Consider the following 18,651-nt stretch of genomic DNA (forward strand, 5'->3'; position numbering starts at 1 on the left):
CGCATCAGGTCCACTGCTTGGAGGCGGCCTGGCCCGGCAGCGGCTTGCCGATCAGTGCCAGCGGGATGAAGAAGTTGACCTGGCTGATCGCGAGGACGAGGGTCGTCAGCGCCTTCTCGTCGTAGTGCTCGGCCGCCGCCGCGAACACCGCGTCCGAGACCCGCTCGGTGCCGGCCGGCGGGGCCGTCAGGACGGACTCGACCAGGGCCAGCGCCGCCCGCTCGGCCGCCGTGAAGCACAGGGCGTCCACCCAGGAGGAGACGGCGGTGATGCGCTCCTCGCTCTCGCCGGCGGCGCGCAGGGCGTCGGTGTGCATCGTCGTCAGGTAGGTGTTGGCGACGATCTGGCCCGCCCGCAGGTGCACCAGGGAGATCGTGGACTGCGGGACCGTGCCGTTGCCGATCACCTTGAACAGCATCCCGGTCAGCGCGCCCAGGTCGGGCAGCGTCTTGACGGGGTTGGACATGCGGGAGCGGGGGGTCTCGGTCATGATCGGCCTCTTCTCAAGTCGGTGTCAGGGTGTGGTTCTCACTGCACTGACCCGTCTCGCGAGGCGGATGTGACAGCCCGGGCGAAAAATGTCCCCGGGGCCGAGGGGGGCCGGCCCGCCTGACCGGCCCCCCTCGACCACCGGAGGTCACCGCTCGCGGCGCAGCCAGCCCGCGACCTCGGTCGCCCAGTACGTCAGGATCGTGTCGGCGCCCGCCCGCTTGATGCCGAGCAGGGTCTCCAGGATGGCGCGGTCGCGCTCGATCCAGCCCTTCTCCGCGGCGGCCTCGATCATCGCGTACTCGCCGCTGATCTGGTACGCCGCCACCGGCACGTCCACGGCCTCCGCGACCCGGTGCAGGATGTCCAGGTAGGGGCCGGCCGGCTTGACCATCACCATGTCGGCGCCCTCCTCCAGGTCCAGCGCCAGCTCCCGCAGGGACTCGCGGGCGTTCGCCGGGTCCTGCTGGTAGGTCTTGCGGTCGCCCTGGAGGGAGGAGGCGACGGCCTCGCGGAAGGGGCCGTAGAAGGCGGAGGAGTACTTGGCGGTGTAGGCGAGGACCGCCACGTCCTCGTGGCCCGTCTCGTCCAGCGCGTCGCGGATCACGCCGACCTGGCCGTCCATCATGCCGCTCGGGCCCACCACGTGGACGCCCGCGTCGGCCTGGACCTGGGCCATCTCCGCGTACCGCTCCAGCGTCGCGTCGTTGTCCACGCGGCCGTCGGCGTCCAGGACGCCGCAGTGGCCGTGGTCGGTGTACTCGTCCAGGCACAGGTCCGACATGATCACCAGGTCGTCGCCGACCTCGGCCTTCACGTCGCGGATCGCCAGCTGGAGGATGCCGTCCGGCTCGGTGCCCGCCGTGCCCAGCGCGTCCTTGTTCTCGTCCGCCGGGACGCCGAAGAGCATGATGCCGGCCACGCCCGCCTCGACGGCCTCGACGGCGGCCTTCCGCAGCGTGTCCCGGGTGTGCTGGACCACGCCCGGCATCGCCGAGATCGGCAGCGGCTCGCTGATGCCCTCCCGGACGAACGCCGGCAGGATCAGGTCCGAGGGGTGCAGCCGGTACTCCGCGACCATCCGCCGCATCGCCGGGGTGGTGCGCAGCCGGCGGGGCCGCGAGCCGGGGAAGGATCCGTACGCGCTCATCTTCTAGTCGCCTCTTCGAGCATCGACAGCAGTCGCCCCAAGCCTAGGGGGTGGGGCCCCCGCCCTCACGGCCAGTCGACCAGCGCCGTGAAGACGACCGTGTCCAGCACGACCAGTCCCGGCGCGGCGAACGCCAGCCCCACCCGCCGGGCCGTGTTGCGCACCCGCCACGGCAGCGCCCAGCAGCACACCAGCAGCACCAGGACCCCCACCAGCCCCGCCGTGAACACCGGCCAGGCGATCCGGAAGCCGGCGTCGAAGGCGTGCGCGGCCTCGGTGTCGCAGGAGTCGCAGGCCATCGGCGAGATCCCGGCGTAGAACAGCGCCACCAGCGCCATCGGCAGAGTCAACAGGGTGGAGACCAGCGGGGCCACGAAGGCCCGCCGGGCCGGAGCGTCACCGGCGGACAGGTTCTCGGTCATGCCCCCAGCCAACCCCGCCCGGCCCCTCACCGGAATCCGCACACCTACTCAACCCGCTACTCAGCCCCGCACCGACGCCCGCCCCCGGATACGCCGAAGGGGCCCGGGTGCTCTGCGCACCCGGGCCCCTCCCGTCCCTAAAGCGGCCGGCGCCGCTAAGGCACTCACGTCGTGCGACGGCGCCGCGCGCCCGGCCGGCGCTCGCTGGGCCGGGCCACTGCCTCGCCGGCCTCCTTGGCCGCCTCGCGCCGGGCCTCCCCGTACGCGGCCAGCGCCTCCGCCAGCTTGCCCACGCTCGGCTCCGGCGACAGCACGTCCACGCGCAGGCCGTGCTCCTCCGCCGTCTTGGCCGTCGCCGGCCCGATACAGGCGATGACGGTCACGTTGTGCGGCTTGCCCGCGATACCCACCAGGTTCCGCACGGTGCTCGACGACGTGAAGAGAACGGCGTCGAAGCCGCCGCCCTTGATCGCCTCACGGGTGTCCGCCGGCGGCGGCGAGGCGCGCACGGTCCGGTAGGCGGTGACGTCGTCCACCTCCCAGCCCAGCTCTATCAGCCCGGCCACCAGCGTCTCGGTGGCGATGTCGGCGCGCGGCAGGAACACGCGGTCGATCGGGTCGAAGACCGGGTCGTACGGCGGCCAGTCCTCCAGCAGACCGGCGGCCGACTGCTCACCGCTGGGCACCAGGTCCGGCTTCACACCGAACTCGACCAGCGCGGCGGCGGTCTGCTCGCCGACCGCGGCGACCTTGATCCCGGCGAAGGCGCGCGCGTCGAGGCCGTACTCCTCGAACTTCTCCCGCACCGCCTTGACCGCGTTCACCGAGGTGAAGGCGATCCACTCGTAGCGGCCGGTGACCAGACCCTTGACCGCCCGCTCCATCTGCTGCGGGGTGCGCGGCGGCTCCACGGCGATGGTCGGCACCTCGTGCGGCACCGCGCCGTACGAACGCAGCTGGTCGGAGAGCGAAGCGGCCTGCTCCTTGGTGCGCGGCACGAGCACCCGCCAGCCGAACAGCGGCTTCGACTCGAACCAGGCCAGCTCCTCGCGGCGCGCGGCGGCGCCCTGCTCGCCGACCACGGCTATCACAGGACGGGAGCCCTCGGGGGAGGGGAGCACCTTGCCCTGCTTGAACACCTGGGCGATCGTGCCCAGCGTCGCGGTCCAGGTCCGCTGCCGGGTCGTCGTACCGCCCACGGTCACCGTCAGCGGGGTCTCCGGCTTGCGCCCGGCCGACACCAGCTCGGCGGCCGCGGCGGCGACCGTCTCCAGCGTGGCCGAGACGACCACCACGCTGCCCTCGCTGGCACCCACCTCGGCCCAGCAGCGCGGCGAGGCGTGCCTGGCGTCCACGAAGCGCACGTCCGCGCCCTTGTCGCCGCGCAGCGGCACACCCGCGTACGCGGGCACGCCGACGGCGGTCGCGACACCCGGGACGACCTCGAAGGGGATGCCCTCGTTGGCGCACGCCAGCATCTCGGCGGCCGCGTTCCCGTCGAGCCCCGGGTCGCCGGTGACGGCACGGACGACCCGCCTGCCGGAGCGCGCGGCCTCCATGACAAGATTGGCGGCGTCGCGGATCACCGGGACCCCGGCGGCGGCTGACTTCTCGTCAGCCACCGTCAGCTGCGGCGTGTCGACGCCCGCACGCGCGTGGGTCCGTACGACGTCGAGCACCTCGGGCTCGGCGATCAGCACGTCCGCGGCCGCGAGCGCCTCCACGGCGCGCAGCGTCAGCAGACCCGGGTCGCCGGGGCCGGCACCCAGGAAGGTGACGAGCCCTTGGACCGCGACGGCCGGGAATGCGGAGGGGGTGGGGCTTGAGGGGTTCAAAGGGATCGCTCCCCCATCAGACCGGCCGCGCCCTTGGCCAGCATCTCGTCCGCGAGTTCGCGGCCGAGCGCCATGGCCTCGTCGTACGACTGGGGCACGGGACCGGTGGTGGACAGCTGCACCAGCGTGGAACCGTCGAGGGTCCCGACGACACCACGCAGGCGCATTTCATTGACAATCTGGCCGTCGGCGAGGGCGCCCACGGGCGCGCTGCAGCCGGCCTCCAGGGCCGCGAGCAGGGCACGCTCGGCGGTCACGGCGGCCCGGGTGTACGGGTCGTCCAGCTGACCGAGCGCGGCGATCAGCTCCGTGTCGGACGCCAGGCACTCCACGGCCAGGGCTCCCTGACCGGGCGCGGGCAGCACGTTGTCGACCGACAGCAGGTCGGTCGCCTCGTCACCGCGGCCGATGCGGTTCAGCCCGGCGGCGGCGAGCACGACCGCGTCGAGCTCCCCGTCACGCACGAACTGGATCCGGGTGTCGACGTTGCCGCGGATGGCCACGCACTCGACGCTCTTCCCGAGGTTCCTCGCGTACGCGTTCAGCTGCGCCATCCGGCGCGGCGAGCCGGTACCGACCCGGGCCCCGTCCGGCAGCTGCTCGAAGGTCAGCCCGTCGCGCGCCACGAGGGCGTCACGCGGGTCCTCCCGCTTCGGCATGGCCGCGATGACCAGCTCGTCGGGCTGGGTGGTCGGCAGGTCCTTCAGCGAGTGCACGGCGAAGTCGACCTCGCCGCGCACCAGGGCGTCGCGCAGCGCGGTGACGAACACACCGGTGCCGCCGATCTGCGCGAGGTTCTCACGGGACACGTCGCCGTACGTCGTGATCTCCACGAGCTCCACGGGCCGGCCGGTGACCGCCCGGACCGCCTCGGCGACGTGCCCGGACTGGGACATGGCCAGCTTGCTGCGCCGCGTGCCAAGCCGGAGGGGCTGGTCGGGACGTGAGTTCATGATGCCCGTCCTGGGTCGTCGTTCTTCGGATCGGCCGCGTCCGCCCGGCTGACGGATGCCACCGTCTGAGGGTCGAGGTCGAAGAGTTCACGCAGCGCCTCGGCGTACCCGGCGCCGCCGGGCTCGCTCGCGAGCTGCTTCACGCGCACGGTCGGCGCGTGCAGGAGCTTGTCGACGACGCGGCGCACGGTCTGGGTGACCTCCGCGCGCTGGCGTTCGTCGAGGTCGGGTACCCGCCCGTCGAGGCGTGCCACCTCCATGGCGACGACCTCGGCGGCCATCGCCCGCAGGGCGACCACGGTCGGGGTGATGTGCGCGGCCCGCTGGGCGGCCCCGAACGCGGCCACCTCCTCGGCCACGATCCCCTTCACGGCGTCGACGTCGGCGGCCATGGGCGCGTCCGCGGACGCCTCCGCCAGGCTCTCGATGTCGACGAGCCGCACGCCCGGGATGCGGTGCACGGCGGCGTCGATGTCCCGCGGCATGGCCAGGTCGAGCAGGGCCAGCCGCACGGGAACGGCCCCGTCCCCCTGGCTCCGGACCACCCGGCGCGGCTGCCGCTGCGCGGCGGCCTCCCCCTGATCGGCCCAGGCCCCGTGCAGCTCCAGCGACCCGGCGTCCACCCCGGCGAGCGCGGACCGCCCGTCGCCGACGGGACAGACGTCTTCGGCGAGAGCCGCGGGAGCGATGGTCCGAGCCGCCCCGGCGTCGGCGAGCCGCCGCTGCCCGCCTTCAGCAGCCGCGACGAGCCGCGCCAGAACATCGGCATCGGCCAATTCAAGCCCCGCCGGCGATTGAGGCGCGGGGGTCTGGGGGCGGAGCCCCCAGACGGCCGGGGCCGAGCCCTGGGAGGGGGTCCGGGGCGCAGCCCCGGTTTCGGGAAGGGGCGGGGTGGGGGAATGCCCCGCAGGGCCCGACACCGCGGCCGCGACGTCGTCACCGGTCAGCACCAGCCCCGTGGCCCCGGTACAGGACACCACCACGTCCGCGACCGCCAGCTCATCGCCGACGGCGGACATCGGCACCGCCCGCGCCACCACACCGGTGCCCGAGGCAACCAGAATCTCCGCGAGACGCTCCGCCCGCTCCGCGGTCCGGTTCGCCACGGCGATCTCCGCGACCCCCACCCGCGCGAGCGTGGCGGCGGCCAGCGAGGACATCGACCCGGCGCCGATCACCAGCGCCCGCTTCCCGGCGGCCCAGTCCGCGACCGGCTCCCGCACGGCCAGCTGCTCCAGACCGAAGGTCACCAGCGACTGCCCGGCCCGGTCGATCCCGGTCTCGGAGTGCGCCCGCTTGCCGACCCGCAGCGCCTGCTGGAAGAGGTCGTTGATCAGCCGCCCGGCGGTGTGGAGCTCCTGCCCCAGCGCCAGGGCGTCCTTGATCTGCCCGAGGATCTGGCCCTCGCCGACGACCATCGAGTCCAGCCCGCACGCCACCGAGAACAGGTGGTGCACCGCCCGGTCCTCGTAGTGGACGTACAGGTAGGGGGTGAGCTCCTCCAGCGCGACCCCGCTGTGCTGGGCCAGCAGCGTGGACAGCTCGGCGACACCGGCGTGGAACTTGTCCACGTCGGCGTACAGCTCGATCCGGTTGCAGGTGACGAGCACGGTCGCCTCGGCCGCCGGCTCGGCGGCCAGGGTGTCGTGCAGCAGCTTGACCTTGGCGTCGACGGACAGCGAGGCCCGCTCCAGCACGCTCACCGGCGCGCTGCGGTGGCTCAGGCCAACGACGAGCAGACTCATGCCGGCATCACCGCCGGAACGTCACCCTCGGGCCCGCCCTTGCGCGAGGCGGCCGCGCCCCGCCCGGCCGGCGGCTCGACGGCGGCGGCCGGAGCGGCCCCGGTCCCACCGGCACCGGCAGCGACACCGGCACCCGCGCCGGAACCCGCGGCACCCTCGGCGGACGCACCCGCGCCCTCGGCCGCGGCCCCGGTCTCCTCGCCGGCCTTGCGCTGCTCGTGGAAGGCGAGGATCTGCAGCTCGATCGACAGGTCGACCTTCCGCACGTCCACCCCGTCCGGCACGGACAGCACGGTGGGCGCGAAGTTCAGGATGGAGGTGACCCCGGCCGCGATCAGCCGCTCGCTGACCTGCTGCGCGGCGCCCGCCGGGGTCGCGATGACCCCGATGGAGACGCCGTTCTCCTCGATGATCTTCTCGAGGTCGTCGGTGTGCTGCACGGGCATGCCGGCCACCGGCTTGCCGGCCATGGCCGGGTCGGCGTCGATCAGCGCGGCCACGCGGAAGCCGCGGGAGGCGAAACCGCCGTAGTTGGCCAGGGCGGCGCCGAGGTTGCCGATGCCGACGATGACGACGGGCCAGTCCTGGGTCAGCCCGAGCTCGCGGGAGATCTGGTAGACGAGGTACTCGACGTCGTAGCCCACACCACGGGTGCCGTAGGAGCCGAGGTAGGAGAAGTCCTTGCGCAGCTTCGCGGAGTTGACTCCGGCGGCGGCCGCGAGCTCCTCGGAGGAGACCGTGGGCACCGAGCGCTCGGAGAGCGCGGTGAGCGCGCGCAGGTACAGCGGAAGCCGGGCGACAGTGGCCTCGGGAATACCTCGGCTGCGGGTCGCCGGTCGGTGAGTTCGGCCAGTTGCCACGATGCTCCTGCGGGATGAGCGGGGCTGCAGGCGGCCTCGTGTCCCAGGACCGCCCCGTCGGAAGCAGGCTATGTCTTTGTGAACGCGTGCACAAAGATTGTGTCCGCTTTGTCCGAGCAAAGTGACCGGGGTCACGCGGGCTGGGCGTACGGGGCCTGACCCGGGAACGGGCCGAACCCGTTCAATTCCCGAGGGGGGCAAAACGGTACACACTCCTCATCGATACGCCCCCGAGACCCCATAAATCGCCCATGATGGTAACGGCCCGGAGGGTCAGGCTCCCAACGCCCGTCGGAGACGGTCCGGGTTCACCCTCCAGAAGGTGTGCTGCTCGCCGTCCACCAGCACGACCGGAATCTGCTCCCAGTGCCGGCGGTAGAGCTCCTCGTCCTGCGAGATGTCCTTCTTCTCCCACCGCGCACCCGTCTCGGCGCACACCTTCTCGATCACTTCCTGGGCGTCGTCGCAGAGATGGCACCCCGGCTTCCCGATGAGCGTCACCATCCGCTCCCCGGGACTCTTCTTTTCCTTACGTCGCAGCAAAGGGCTCATGCCGCCATTGTCCCGCGCCGGGCCCACCTGCCCGAAGAGTTAACCGCCCCGTTTCCCGGCGGTTCGGGAACTCCCGAACACAATGGCTATGCTCGCGTCATGGCCGCTCTGGGATGGCTCACCCCCCGTAGACGCTCCGCGACAGCGCGGAGCGTGCTGGCAGGCGAGGCCTCGGCCGAGGCCGCCCGCAAGAGCGCGCGGCCCGACGCCCCACCGCACGCCGAGCCGCACACCGCGCCGGCGCCGCAGCAGGCCCCCGGGACCGCGAGCGGAACCGGAACCGCCGCCGCCGCGGCGGCCGAGCCCGAGCCCGAGTTCCCCGTCCCCGGCGACGACCTCGCCGCCGCCTTCTTCGACCTCGACAACACCGTCATGCAGGGCGCCGCGATCTTCCACTTCGGCCGCGGCCTCTACAAGCGCGAGTTCTTCCGCCGCCGCGAACTGGCCCGCTTCGCCTGGCAGCAGGCCTGGTTCCGGCTCGCCGGGGTCGAGGACCCCGAGCACATGCAGGACGCCCGCGACAGCGCCCTGTCGATCGTCAAGGGCCACAAGGTCTCCGAACTGATGTCGATCGGCGAGGAGATCTACGACGAGTACATGGCCGAGCGGATCTGGCCGGGCACCCGCGCCCTGGCCCAGGCCCACCTCGACGCCGGCCAGAAGGTCTGGCTGGTCACCGCCGCCCCCGTCGAGACCGCCACGATCATCGCCCGCCGCCTCGGCCTGACCGGCGCCCTGGGCACCGTCGCCGAGTCCGTCGACGGCGTCTACACCGGCCGCCTGGTCGGCGAGCCCCTGCACGGCCCCGCCAAGGCCGAGGCGGTGCGCGCCCTGGCCGCCGCCGAGGACCTGGACCTCGCGCGCTGCGCCGCGTACAGCGATTCGCACAACGACATCCCGATGCTGTCGCTGGTCGGGCATCCGTACGCGATCAATCCCGACACAAAACTGCGCAAGCATGCCCGTGCACACGACTGGCGGCTGCGCGACTATCGGACCGGCCGCAAGGCCGTGAAGGTCGGCGTCCCGGCGGCCGCCGGCGTCGGCGCGATCGCGGGCGGCGCGGCCGCCGCGATCGCCCTGCACCGCCGCCGCAAGTAGCAACTCCGGGCCCCGCCCCCGCCGGCGGCGGGGCGGCGGCCATTCGCTCCCCTCTACCCGCGCCGTCGGCGCGGCACTCCGGGCTGCCCGACTCGGTCGCGGGACACCCTGGAAGCGTCCATTCCGCGCACCCAAATGATCAGTAATCGATCACCAACCAGGACTGAATATGCCCTCGACACGCAACGGAAGTGTCGGAACCGGTGATTTCAGCAACTGGGTGTAGCGCTGCCTGTACGAAGCGTTATTCTCCTCAAACGCATGCCGCCGCCCGCCTGTCGCCACGACGGGTGAACGGTCCCGCACTGCACGTGATGGAAGCTCTGCCTCTGGGAGTCCCGTGTACCCACCTGTCGGGGTTGACGCCTCGGGCCTGGCTACGCTGCGCGCAACGGTCCTCGACCACCTGCGCGGCTTCGTCCCCACCGCGTACGCCGTCCCCGCCCTCGCCGCCGTCCCTGCCGGCCTCGGCCCGGCCGGCCCGTGCTACGCCCTCACCGACGGCGGAGCGACGGTGGGCAGACGCGGTCGCGGCGCGGCGCCCGCCGCCGGCGGCGGGACGAGCGCGCCCACCGCCCGCCGCCCCACGGCGGACAGCGACCAGGCCCGCATGATGGACCTGGTCGAACGCGCCCAGGCGGGCGAGGCCGAGGCCTTCGGCCGCCTCTACGACCAGTACAGCGACACGGTGTACCGCTACATCTACTACCGCGTCGGCGGCAAGGCGACCGCGGAGGACCTCACCAGTGAGACCTTCCTGCGCGCGCTGCGCCGCATCTCCACCTTCACCTGGCAGGGGCGCGACTTCGGCGCCTGGCTGGTGACCATCGCGCGGAACCTGGTGGCGGACCACTTCAAGTCCAGCCGCTTCCGCCTGGAGGTCACCACCGGCGAGATGCTCGACGCCAACGAGGTGGAGCGCAGCCCCGAGGACTCCGTCCTGGAGTCCCTGTCCAACGCGGCGCTGCTCGAAGCCGTGCGCAAGCTCAACCCGCAGCAGCAGGAGTGCGTGACCCTGCGCTTCCTCCAGGGCCTCTCGGTCGCGGAGACCGCCCGGGTCATGGGGAAGAACGAGGGCGCGATCAAAACGCTCCAGTACCGGGCGGTCCGCACCCTGGCCCGCCTGCTCCCCGACGACGCCCGCTGACCTCACACCCGGTGACCCCTCGATGACGCTGTGGTCCGATCATCCTTCGTCCGTAACCCAAGTGCCGCGACGCTCGTTGTGCGGAATGCAGGCTCCCTGTGGACACGCCCTGCCCGAAGCCGCTCACTCGAAAGTGTGGATGTGCTCAAGGAAGGCAACCTTCCGGACACCTGGGGGAGTCGATCGTCATGACGAGAGGAGGTGCCGCCAGTGATCGCGAACGTGACCCCGCACCGGCGGGCGAACGCCTTCGCCCAGGCCTTGGAAGATCGGACCCCTTCCGACCTTTCGGAACCGGAACCGGCGGCCGAGCAGTCCGAGGCACCTGCCGAATCTGCCGACCACGACCGGTTGTTGGCCCTGGCGAGCGTGCTCGGCGAAAGAATGCCGCGCCCGGTGCTGGACCCCGAGGTCAAAGTGGTGCAACGAGCACAGCTCGTGGCCGCCATGGAGGCCATGGTGATGGAGGAGAGGGCCGGGGGCGGTGCCGCCGCGGACCCTCAGGTGCCCGAGCAGCGGACCGGCCGCGGCGCCCACCGGGCGACCTCGCTCCGGAAATTGCGGCCCCGCTCCCGCTGGTCCAAGGGCATCGCGGCGGGTGGCCTCACCGTGGGTGTGGCCGCCGGGGCCTTCAGCGGAGTGGCCGCTGCCAGCACCGACGCCCTGCCCGGTGACTCCCTCTACCCGGTCAAACTGGGCATGGAGGACCTCAAGCTGGGCCTGGCCGACGAGGACGCGGACCGGGGCGAGCTCTACCTCGACCAGGCCTCCAACCGCCTGTCGGAAGCGCGCCGGCTGATGGAGCGCGGCCGCTCCGGCCCCTTGGACCACGAGGTCCTGGGCGAGATCCGGCGTGCCCTGGCGGGCATGCAGCACGACGCGGCGGAGGGCCACCGGCTCCTCCAGGCGGCCTACGAACGGGACGGCTCGCTCGGCCCGATCCAGACGCTGTCCTCGTTCTCCCGCTCCCACCGCGACGCGTGGGGCCGGCTCCGCTCCAACCTGCCGCCCCAGCTCCACGACGTCGGCGACCAGGTGACCTCGGTCTTCCAGGCCATAGACGAAGACGTGGAGCCGCTCCAGGGCCTGCTGCCGAAGCCCCCGGAGCAGAACCGCGGCGGGCCGGGCTCCGGCCCGTCCACGGCGGACACCCCCACGGCACCGGGCAAGCACCAGCCGCCCGGCACCGCGTCGGGCGCCCCCGCCCAGCCCTCCACCCCCGCGGCCCCCAGCTCCCAGGGCAGCCAGGCCCCCGCGCCCGGCACCGGCCTCCTCGGCGGCACGGGCGACCTGCTCCACCCGCCGTCCCAGGGCGGCCGGTCCACCCCGGCCCCCCCGGTGGCCCCCGGCCTCCCCCAGCCGGACATCACCATCCCGCCCCTCCTCCCCAACCTCCTCCCGGGGTTGGGCATCAAGGCGGAAGACGCCGAGTAGGACGTGCGTAGGGGGGCGGGACCACCGCGTGGTCCCGCCCCCCTACGTCATGCCCTCAGAAGAACACGGACCTCCGCTGCACCAGCAGCTTGTACAGCGTGTGCTGGATCCGCTCCCGCACCTCGTCCGTCAGGTTGAACATCAGCATCGGATCCTCGGCCGCCTCCGGCGCGTACCCGTCCGTCGGGATCGGCTCCCCGAACTGGATCGTCCACTTCGTCGGCAGCGGCACCGCCCCCAGCGGCCCCAGCCACGGAAACGTCGGCGTGAGCGGGAAGTACGGCAGCCCCAGCAGCCGCGCCAGTGTCTTCGCGTTCCCGATCATGGGGTAGATCTCCTCCGCCCCCACGATCGAGCACGGCACGATCGGCGTCCCCGCCCGCAGCGCCGTCGAGACGAACCCGCCCCGCCCGAACCGCTGGAGCTTGTACCGCTCACCGAACGGCTTCCCTATCCCCTTGAAGCCCTCCGGCATCACCCCGACGAGCTCACCGGCCTCCAGCAGCCGCTGCGCGTCCTCCGCGCACGCCAGCGTGTGACCGGCCTTGCGCGCCAGCTCGTTGACCCCCGGCAGCATGAACACCAGGTCCGCCGCCAGCAGCCGCAGGTGCCGCTCCGCCGGATGGTGGTCGTGCACCGCGACCTGGAGCATCAACCCGTCCAGCGGGAGCGTCCCCGAGTGGTTCGCCACGATCAGCGCCCCGCCCTCCTTGGGGATGTTCTCCACACCCTTGACCTCGACCCGGAAGTACCTGTCGAACAAAGGCCGCATCAAGGACATCAGGACCTGGTCCGTCAGCTCCTTGTCGTAGCCGAACTCGTCGACCTCGTACTCGCCCGTGATCCGCCGCCGCAGGAACGCCAGCCCGCCCGCGATCCGCCGGTCCCACTCCCCCGCACCGCCCGCCCGCACCGCGGACGCCTCCACGGGCGCGAGCGGCTCCACCGGGGCGGCCTGCGGCCCGGACTCCGGCGGCCGCGCGGGGGCCGCCACCGCGTCCACCGCCCGCGCACCGCGCGCACCACCGCCGCGCCTGCGCGGCCGGTCCTCGCCGAACGGAATGACCTTGGCGTCCGCCACTACCGCTCCACTCCCTCGTCCACCTTCAACAGCCCCGCCACCCGGTCAACGGCCCGCCCCACCCGCTCCGGCGGCAGCAGCCCGTTCCCCCGGCTCCGCGCGAAGTCCGCGAAGGTCTCCGCCGTCGTGTACCGCGGCCGGAACCCCAGGACCTCGCGCATCTGCGCGGTCTCCACGACCCGCCCGTGCGTCAGCAGCCGAATCTGCTCCGGCGAGAAGTCCGTCGCCCCCACCGCCCGCAGCGCCTGCCCCACCCACGTCACCGCCGGCAGCAGCAGGGGCACCGCCGGACGGCCCAGCCGCCGCGCGCACTGCGACAGCAGCAGCACCCCGTCCCCCGCGATGTTGAACGTCCCGCTGTTCAGGGTCCCCCGCCGCGGCTCCCCGGCCGCCAGCCGCAGCACGTCCACCACGTCGTCCTCGTGCACGAACTGCAGCCGCGGGTCGTAGCCGAGGACCGTCGGCATCACCGGCATCGAGAAGTACTCCGCCAGCGCCGAGTCCGCGAACGGCCCCAGGATGTTCGCGAAGCGCAGCACGCACACCGCCACGTCCGGCCGCCGGCGCGCGAACCCCCGCACGTACCCCTCGACCTCCGCGGCCTCCTTCGCGAAACCGGCCGACGGCAGCGACTTGGGCTGCGTGGTCTCCGTGAAGACGGCGGGATCGCGCGCCGTGCCCCCGTACACGCTGGTGCTCGACTTCACCACGAGCCGCCGCACCGTCGGGGACTTCTGGCAGGCGCCCAGGAGCTGCATCGTCCCGATGACGTTCGTCTCCTTGACGGCGCTGCGCCCGCCCGGCACGCCGGGAGCGCCCCCGGTGACCGCCAGATGGACCACCGTGTCCACCGCGTGCTCGGCGAGCACCCGGGCGATCGAAGACTGTCTGATGTCCGCGTGCACGAACTCGGCCGAGCCGAGCCGGTGCGGCGGGGGCACGGCATCGACCGCGATGACCCGCTCCACCTCCGGGTCGCGCTGGACGCGGCGCACGAAGCGGCCTCCCAGCTGCCGGGCAGCCCCGGTGACGAGCACGACCTTCCCCACGAGCTCAGCGCCTCCCTCGAGAAGTACCCCCGGCTGCACCGCAGCCCCCCCACCAGAATGGTGGAGGGGCTGCGGAAAACACGTACAGCTGCCGTTTACTTCTTGTTACGGCGCTGGACGCGGGTGCGCTTGAGCAGCTTGCGGTGCTTCTTCTTGGCCATCCGCTTACGCCGCTTCTTGATAACAGAGCCCACGACTACCCTCGCTCACTTCTCTTCACTCGGTGCGGGGCGTCTGGGCCCACACGACCTACGTCGGCCTAGCCTACCCGCCCGAGCTCCGAGCTTGTAATCCGAGGCTTCCGCAGGCGTTGCCCGAGCCTCATTCTCAGGCCGACTCCACCCCCACGAACGACTCCCGGAGGTACTCGTGGACCGCGTTCTCGGGGACCCGGAAGGACCGGCCCACCCGGATCGCGGGCAGATGACCGTTGTGCACCAGGCGGTACACGGTCATCTTCGACACTCGCATCACCGAGGCGACCTCCGCCACGGTCAGGAACTGAACCTCACTGAGAGGCCTCTCGCCAGCAGCCATGACACCCACCTTGACCTTCCGCGCATGACGGGCACCGGCTTCCCCTCCGGTTACTCCTCGTCGTCGCACGCTCACTCCCCAGAGTAGGGGCGCGTGATACGGCTGGGGAAGAGGAGCTACGGCCACTCCTGACGCACCGGCAGCCCCGCCCGCTGCACCACGAAGCGCGCGAGCGGCCCATAGGCCGCCGAACGCACCCCGTCATCAAGCGGAACCACCGCCGCCACCCGCCCCTCGGCCTCGCCCACGAACAGCGCGGGATCGTCCGTATCAGCCAGCCCGATCGCCTCCACACCCAGCTGACCTGCACCGCAGACCCACCCGTGATCACCCACGACCAGCTCCGGCAACGGCCCCCCGGACCGGGCCAGCGCCTCGAGCGCGACCCGAACCGGCAGCGGCGAATGGGTGTGTGCGCCGGTGGCACTCGCCGCCCCCCGCGCGCCGGGTTCCCGCACCAGTGCGACTCCCCGTACGTAATCGATCCGGTGCCCGCGTACGCCGAACCGGGTCGCCATGTCGACATGGACCCCCTGCGCCGGGGTGAGGACAACACATCCCGCCGCCGACAACGCCCCCGCCAAACCGGCGTAGAACCCCAGCAGCCGATGCGGGTGCCCCGTACCCAACAGCACCGGCGACCGCGCCCCGGCCGCCTCCCGCAGCCGCTCCGCGAACACCCCCAGCGCCGCGACCGTCCGCCCCGGATCGATCACGTCACACCCGCCGACCTGCGCCGGATCCGCCGACACCCCGCACCGGTCCGCCATCAGCCCCAGCAGCGCACCCTCGTCCCAGCGGTCATCGGGATCCAGCCCCAGCAGCACCCGCGGATCCCGCGCCGCGAACAGCCGGTAGCTGCGCAGGCTCTCCTCCCGCGTGGTGGCGACCGGCCCGGCCAGCCGGGCCGCCAGCAGATGCGCGCGCAGCGCGCCCTCGCTCAACACCCTCCGATGCTGCCGCACCACACCTGCCGGATCATCAGTTATCGGTAAGCGCCGCACAGTTGGCGTAACGAGACCCCCACTCTGACCCTCCGTCACATCAGCATCCCACGCAACGGGAACACCGCCCGACGCGTCGCCAGAACGGCCTGATCCGTACGGTCCGCCGGGTCGTACCCCGCGTCCCAAGCCCGCCACGCGACCTCACGCCCGTCCGTCATCCGGGCCGGCCCCCGCTGCCGCGTCCGCGCGTACACCTCGTCCCGCCACTCCTGCGGCACCGCCGCCGCCGGATCCACCGGCCGGTGAGCCGCGATCCCCACCAGATGCGTCCACGACCGCGGCACGACGTCCACCACCGCGTACCCGCCACCGCCCAGCGCCAGCCACCGCCCGCCCGCGTACTCGTGCGCCAACGCGTGACATGCCTCCTGCACCGCCCGCTGCGCGTCCAGCGACACCGCCAGGTGCGCGAGCGGGTCCTCGAAGTGCGTGTCCGCCCCGTGCTGCGTCACCAGCACCTGCGGCCGGAAGTCCGCCAGCAGCTCCGGCACCGTCGCGTGGAAGGCCCGCAGCCACCCCTCGTCCCCGGTCCCGGCCGGCAGCGCCACGTTCACCGCGCTCCCCTCGGCGTTCGGCCCGCCCGTCTCCTGCGGCCAGCCCGTCTGCGGGAACAGCGTCCGCGGATGCTCGTGCAGCGACACCGTCAACACCCGCGGGTCGTCCCAGAACGCCGCCTGCACCCCGTCCCCGTGGTGCACGTCCACATCCACGTAGGCGACCCGCTCCGCCCCCAGCTCCAACAGCCGCGCGATCGCCAGCGCCGCGTCGTTGTACACGCAGAACCCGGCCGCCCCGCCCGGCATCGCGTGGTGCAGCCCGCCCGCGAAGTTCACCGCATGACCGGCCTCGCCCCGCCACACGGCCTCCGCACCCGCCACCGACTGCCCGGCGATCAGCGCGGACGCCTCGTGGATCCCGTGGAACGCCGGATCGTCCACCGTCCCCAGCCCGTACGAGCCGTCGGCCACCCCGGGATCCGCCGACACCTCCCGCACCGCCGCCACGTAGTCCTCGCGGTGCACCAGCCGCAGCGTGGAGTCCCCGGCCGCCGGCGCCGCCCGCACCGCCATCGCCCGGTCCAGCCCGAAGGCCCGCACCAGGCCCATGGTCAGTGCCAGGCGCACCGGGTCCATCGGATGGTCCGGCCCGAAGTCATACCCCGTTACCGCCTCGTCCCACATCAACAGCCCGGTCACCGGCTCGCCGCTCATGCCGCACACCGTATCGGGCCCGGTCCACAGCACCGAACGAGCGGGCGTACAGCAGCGTGACGAGGACCAGCACCATCGGCACCACCATGGCGCCCCGGTAGTTCCAGGCGTCGCCGATGCCGCCGACGAGCGGCGAACCGATCAGGAAGCCCACGTAGTTGAAGATGTTCAGCCGCGCCACCGCCGTGTCCGAGGCGTTCGGGAACAGCCGCCCCGCCGCCGCGAAGGTCTGCGGCACGATCACGCACAGCCCGATCCCCAGCAGCGTGAACCCCAGCATCCCCGTCCACGCCCCCGGAGCAGCCGCCACCACCCCGAACCCGGCCGCCGCCACCACCGCACCGCAGCGCACCACGGCCACCGCCCCGAACCGCCGCACCCCCAGGTCCCCCACGGCCCGCCCGACGAGCGTGGTCACCATGTACACGTTGTACGGCACGGTCGACAGCTGCTCGGAGCTCCCCAGCACGTCCTGCAGGTACTTGGCACTCCAGTTCGCCACCGTCGAGTCCCCGATGTACGCGCACGCCATCACCAGGCACAGCGGCAGCAGCAGCCGCCCGCCCCGCGCCGGCCACCCCTCGGCGGCCCCCGCCCCCGCCGGACCGCCCTTCGCGTCCACGTAGTACCGGCTCCCCAGCAGCGCCGACGGCAGCAGGACCAGCACGGCCGGCAGGTACCCGGTGAACAGCGCCAGATGCCAGTGCGCCCCCGCCCAGGCCGCCGACGCCCCGAGGATCCCGCCCAGGCTGTACGCGGCGTGGAACCCGAGCATGATGGAACGCCCGTAGGCCCGCTGGAGGCTGACCCCGAGCATGTTCATCGAGGCGTCCAGCGCCCCCACGGCCAGCCCGAACACCCCGAGCGCCACGGCCACGTGCCACATCCGGCTGCCCGCCCCGACGCCGAGCAGCGCCAGCAACACGACGGGCTGCGCCCACCGCAGCACGGCGGCGGGCCCGACCCGCTTCACCAGGTGCTCGGTGGCGACGCTGGAGACCCCGGCGAGGACGGGCACGGCGGCCAGGAAGGCGGGCAGCAGCCCGTCGGATATCCCGTACTGGTCCTGGATGGCCGGGATGCGGGTCACGAGCAGGGCGAAGGTGACCCCTTGAGCGAAGAAGCTGAACCCGAGGGCACCGCGGCCCCGCCGCAGCCGCACGTCATCTGTCATGGCCGCACAGCGTAGGGCCCGCCGCTACCCGTGGGTAGAGAGATCACACGGAGAATCCCAGGAGGGCGGACAGCTCCTTCATCTCCCCGAAGCAGGCCGTGGCCCCGGCGAGCTTCGACGCGGGAACCATGGAGGTGAAGCCGAAGACGTCCATGCCGGCGGCCCGGGCGGCCTCGATACCGAGCGGGCTGTCCTCCACGACCACGCACCCGGAGGGGTGGACTCCCATCATGTCGGCGGCGTGCAGGAACAGGTCCGGCGCCGGCTTGCCCCGCCCGACCTCCTCGGCGCTGAAGATCCACTCTTCCTCGAACCACTCGTCCAGCCCGGCGGCGCGGTGCGCGACGCGGATCCGCTCGTGGCTGCTCGACGAGGCGACGCAGTACGGCATCCCCTGCGCGGACAGCTCCCCGAGCACGTCGGTCACCCCGGGCACGGGCCGGAGTTCACGGGCGAACGCGGCGAAGATCCGCTCGTGGAGGACCTGGTCGAAGCCCTCCGGCAGCCGCTGCCCGGTGCGCTCCTGGACGAGGTCGTGCACCCGGTGCACGGCGCCGCCCATGTAGTCGCGCAGCGAGTCCTCGTACGTGGTGGGATGCCCGACCTCGGTCAGGTACTCGGCAAGGATGGTGTTGGAGAGCGGCTCGCTGTCCACGAGGACGCCGTCGTTGTCGAAGATGACCAGCTGGTAGACCATCAGCCCACCATACGAGTGCCGGACTCACGTGCCCCGCAGGGCGGTGCGGGTAAACGGCTGAAAACGCAGAAAAGCCCCGCACCATGACTGGTGCGGGGCTTTCCCACAATGATTGTTCGGCGGCGTCCTACTCTCCCACAGGGTCCCCCCTGCAGTACCATCGGCGCTGAAAGGCTTAGCTTCCGGGTTCGGAATGTAACCGGGCGT

General features: G+C 72.5%; 19 protein-coding genes and 1 rRNA gene. 3 read left to right on the forward strand and 17 right to left on the reverse strand.

All coding sequences use genetic code 11. The features are described 5' to 3' along the window. Window positions 1-4 precede the first annotated feature (4 nt). The 8 genes from ACFY0O_RS21830 to ACFY0O_RS21865 all read right to left on the reverse strand — a co-directional run bounded on the left by ACFY0O_RS21830 (window position 5) and on the right by ACFY0O_RS21865 (window position 8,006). Complete coding sequence (locus tag ACFY0O_RS21830) at window positions 5-490, reverse strand: carboxymuconolactone decarboxylase family protein (protein ID WP_388948827.1); 486 nt, start codon at window positions 488-490, stop codon at window positions 5-7. 147 nt (window positions 491-637) lie between these two features. Beyond that, complete coding sequence (gene hemB, locus ACFY0O_RS21835) at window positions 638-1,639, reverse strand: porphobilinogen synthase (RefSeq protein WP_388948830.1); 1,002 nt, start codon at window positions 1,637-1,639, stop codon at window positions 638-640. A 65-nt stretch (window positions 1,640-1,704) separates the two neighbouring features. Beyond that, a complete protein-coding gene (locus tag ACFY0O_RS21840; protein ID WP_388948833.1) occupies window positions 1,705-2,061 on the reverse strand; it encodes a hypothetical protein in 357 nt (118 codons plus the stop codon). Between the two features lie 164 nt (window positions 2,062-2,225). Continuing rightward, window positions 2,226-3,896 carry a uroporphyrinogen-III synthase gene (locus ACFY0O_RS21845; RefSeq protein ID WP_388948836.1) on the reverse strand — a complete coding sequence of 557 codons (1,671 nt, stop codon included), beginning with the start codon at window positions 3,894-3,896 and terminating at the stop codon, window positions 2,226-2,228. Beyond that, complete coding sequence (hemC, locus tag ACFY0O_RS21850; protein ID WP_388948839.1) at window positions 3,893-4,849, reverse strand: hydroxymethylbilane synthase; 957 nt, start codon at window positions 4,847-4,849, stop codon at window positions 3,893-3,895. The genes ACFY0O_RS21845 and hemC overlap by 4 nt, the downstream gene beginning before the upstream one ends. Next, window positions 4,846-6,594 carry a glutamyl-tRNA reductase gene (locus ACFY0O_RS21855; RefSeq protein ID WP_388948842.1) on the reverse strand — a complete coding sequence of 583 codons (1,749 nt, stop codon included), beginning with the start codon at window positions 6,592-6,594 and terminating at the stop codon, window positions 4,846-4,848. The genes hemC and ACFY0O_RS21855 overlap by 4 nt, the downstream gene beginning before the upstream one ends. Continuing rightward, window positions 6,591-7,454, reverse strand: a complete 864-nt coding sequence (locus tag ACFY0O_RS21860; RefSeq protein ID WP_388948844.1) for a redox-sensing transcriptional repressor Rex — start codon at window positions 7,452-7,454, stop codon at window positions 6,591-6,593. The genes ACFY0O_RS21855 and ACFY0O_RS21860 overlap by 4 nt, the downstream gene beginning before the upstream one ends. A 273-nt stretch (window positions 7,455-7,727) precedes the next feature. Next, window positions 7,728-8,006, reverse strand: coding sequence for a glutaredoxin family protein (locus ACFY0O_RS21865; RefSeq protein ID WP_358895573.1), 279 nt, complete (start codon window positions 8,004-8,006; stop codon window positions 7,728-7,730). Between the two features lie 99 nt (window positions 8,007-8,105). Between ACFY0O_RS21865 and ACFY0O_RS21870 the strand changes: the two genes are divergently transcribed. The 3 genes from ACFY0O_RS21870 (at window position 8,106) to ACFY0O_RS21880 (ending at window position 11,688) form a co-directional block, all read left to right on the forward strand. Continuing rightward, window positions 8,106-9,107: an HAD family hydrolase gene (locus ACFY0O_RS21870; protein ID WP_388948847.1), complete on the forward strand. Its 1,002-nt coding sequence runs from the start codon at window positions 8,106-8,108 to the stop codon at window positions 9,105-9,107. Window positions 9,108-9,447: 340 nt separating this feature from the next. Then, window positions 9,448-10,254 carry an ECF subfamily RNA polymerase sigma factor, BldN family gene (locus ACFY0O_RS21875; protein WP_388948850.1) on the forward strand — a complete coding sequence of 269 codons (807 nt, stop codon included), beginning with the start codon at window positions 9,448-9,450 and terminating at the stop codon, window positions 10,252-10,254. Window positions 10,255-10,464: 210 nt separating this feature from the next. Beyond that, the gene (locus tag ACFY0O_RS21880) at window positions 10,465-11,688 is read left to right on the forward strand and encodes a DUF5667 domain-containing protein (RefSeq protein WP_388948852.1); all 1,224 of its coding nucleotides are present in this window, start codon (window positions 10,465-10,467) and stop codon (window positions 11,686-11,688) included. Between the two features lie 55 nt (window positions 11,689-11,743). Here the strand turns inward: ACFY0O_RS21880 and ACFY0O_RS21885 are convergent, their stop codons facing one another. From ACFY0O_RS21885 to rrf, 9 genes are all read right to left on the reverse strand, one after another. Further along, complete coding sequence (locus ACFY0O_RS21885) at window positions 11,744-12,769, reverse strand: lysophospholipid acyltransferase family protein (protein ID WP_388948855.1); 1,026 nt, start codon at window positions 12,767-12,769, stop codon at window positions 11,744-11,746. Further along, window positions 12,769-13,818: an NAD-dependent epimerase/dehydratase family protein gene (locus ACFY0O_RS21890; protein ID WP_358895568.1), complete on the reverse strand. Its 1,050-nt coding sequence runs from the start codon at window positions 13,816-13,818 to the stop codon at window positions 12,769-12,771. The genes ACFY0O_RS21885 and ACFY0O_RS21890 overlap by 1 nt, the downstream gene beginning before the upstream one ends. 95 nt (window positions 13,819-13,913) lie before the next feature. Next, window positions 13,914-14,012, reverse strand: a complete 99-nt coding sequence (locus ACFY0O_RS21895; protein WP_003948845.1) for a 30S ribosomal protein bS22 — start codon at window positions 14,010-14,012, stop codon at window positions 13,914-13,916. Window positions 14,013-14,145: 133 nt separating this feature from the next. Beyond that, entirely contained in the window at window positions 14,146-14,355 is a 210-nt protein-coding gene (locus ACFY0O_RS21900; protein WP_162688852.1) for a helix-turn-helix domain-containing protein, read from the reverse strand. Window positions 14,356-14,471: 116 nt separating this feature from the next. After that, a complete protein-coding gene (locus tag ACFY0O_RS21905) occupies window positions 14,472-15,302 on the reverse strand; it encodes a phosphatase (protein WP_388948859.1) in 831 nt (276 codons plus the stop codon). 92 nt (window positions 15,303-15,394) lie between these two features. Continuing rightward, window positions 15,395-16,543, reverse strand: a complete 1,149-nt coding sequence (locus tag ACFY0O_RS21910; RefSeq protein WP_388948914.1) for an acetoin utilization protein AcuC — start codon at window positions 16,541-16,543, stop codon at window positions 15,395-15,397. After that, on the reverse strand, window positions 16,515-17,747 hold the full coding sequence (locus ACFY0O_RS21915; protein ID WP_388948862.1) for an MFS transporter: 1,233 nt from the start codon (window positions 17,745-17,747) through the stop codon (window positions 16,515-16,517). Before ACFY0O_RS21915 ends, ACFY0O_RS21910 begins: the two co-directional genes overlap by 29 nt. A gap of 43 nt (window positions 17,748-17,790) precedes the next feature. Beyond that, window positions 17,791-18,444, reverse strand: a complete 654-nt coding sequence (locus ACFY0O_RS21920) for an HAD family hydrolase (RefSeq protein WP_388948864.1) — start codon at window positions 18,442-18,444, stop codon at window positions 17,791-17,793. Window positions 18,445-18,558: 114 nt separating this feature from the next. Further along, a 5S ribosomal RNA gene (rrf, locus tag ACFY0O_RS21925) occupies window positions 18,559-18,651 on the reverse strand; the annotation flags it as partial.

It is taken from the genome of Streptomyces sp. NPDC001594 (assembly GCF_042893675.1).
GTDB lineage: Bacteria > Actinomycetota > Actinomycetes > Streptomycetales > Streptomycetaceae > Streptomyces.

Coding starts and splice junctions, on each gene's coding strand:
- ACFY0O_RS21830 (WP_388948827.1), bottom strand. CDS start 490: ATGACCGAGACCCCCCGCTCCCGCATGTCCAACCCCGTCAAGACGCTG.
- hemB (WP_388948830.1), bottom strand. CDS start 1,639: ATGAGCGCGTACGGATCCTTCCCCGGCTCGCGGCCCCGCCGGCTGCGC.
- ACFY0O_RS21840 (WP_388948833.1), bottom strand. CDS start 2,061: ATGACCGAGAACCTGTCCGCCGGTGACGCTCCGGCCCGGCGGGCCTTC.
- hemC (WP_388948839.1), bottom strand. CDS start 4,849: ATGAACTCACGTCCCGACCAGCCCCTCCGGCTTGGCACGCGGCGCAGC.
- ACFY0O_RS21855 (WP_388948842.1), bottom strand. CDS start 6,594: ATGAGTCTGCTCGTCGTTGGCCTGAGCCACCGCAGCGCGCCGGTGAGC.
- ACFY0O_RS21865 (WP_358895573.1), bottom strand. CDS start 8,006: ATGAGCCCTTTGCTGCGACGTAAGGAAAAGAAGAGTCCCGGGGAGCGG.
- ACFY0O_RS21870 (WP_388948847.1), top strand. CDS start 8,106: ATGGCCGCTCTGGGATGGCTCACCCCCCGTAGACGCTCCGCGACAGCG.
- ACFY0O_RS21900 (WP_162688852.1), bottom strand. CDS start 14,355: ATGGCTGCTGGCGAGAGGCCTCTCAGTGAGGTTCAGTTCCTGACCGTG.
- ACFY0O_RS21910 (WP_388948914.1), bottom strand. CDS start 16,543: ATGTGGGACGAGGCGGTAACGGGGTATGACTTCGGGCCGGACCATCCG.
- ACFY0O_RS21915 (WP_388948862.1), bottom strand. CDS start 17,747: ATGACAGATGACGTGCGGCTGCGGCGGGGCCGCGGTGCCCTCGGGTTC.
- ACFY0O_RS21920 (WP_388948864.1), bottom strand. CDS start 18,444: ATGGTCTACCAGCTGGTCATCTTCGACAACGACGGCGTCCTCGTGGAC.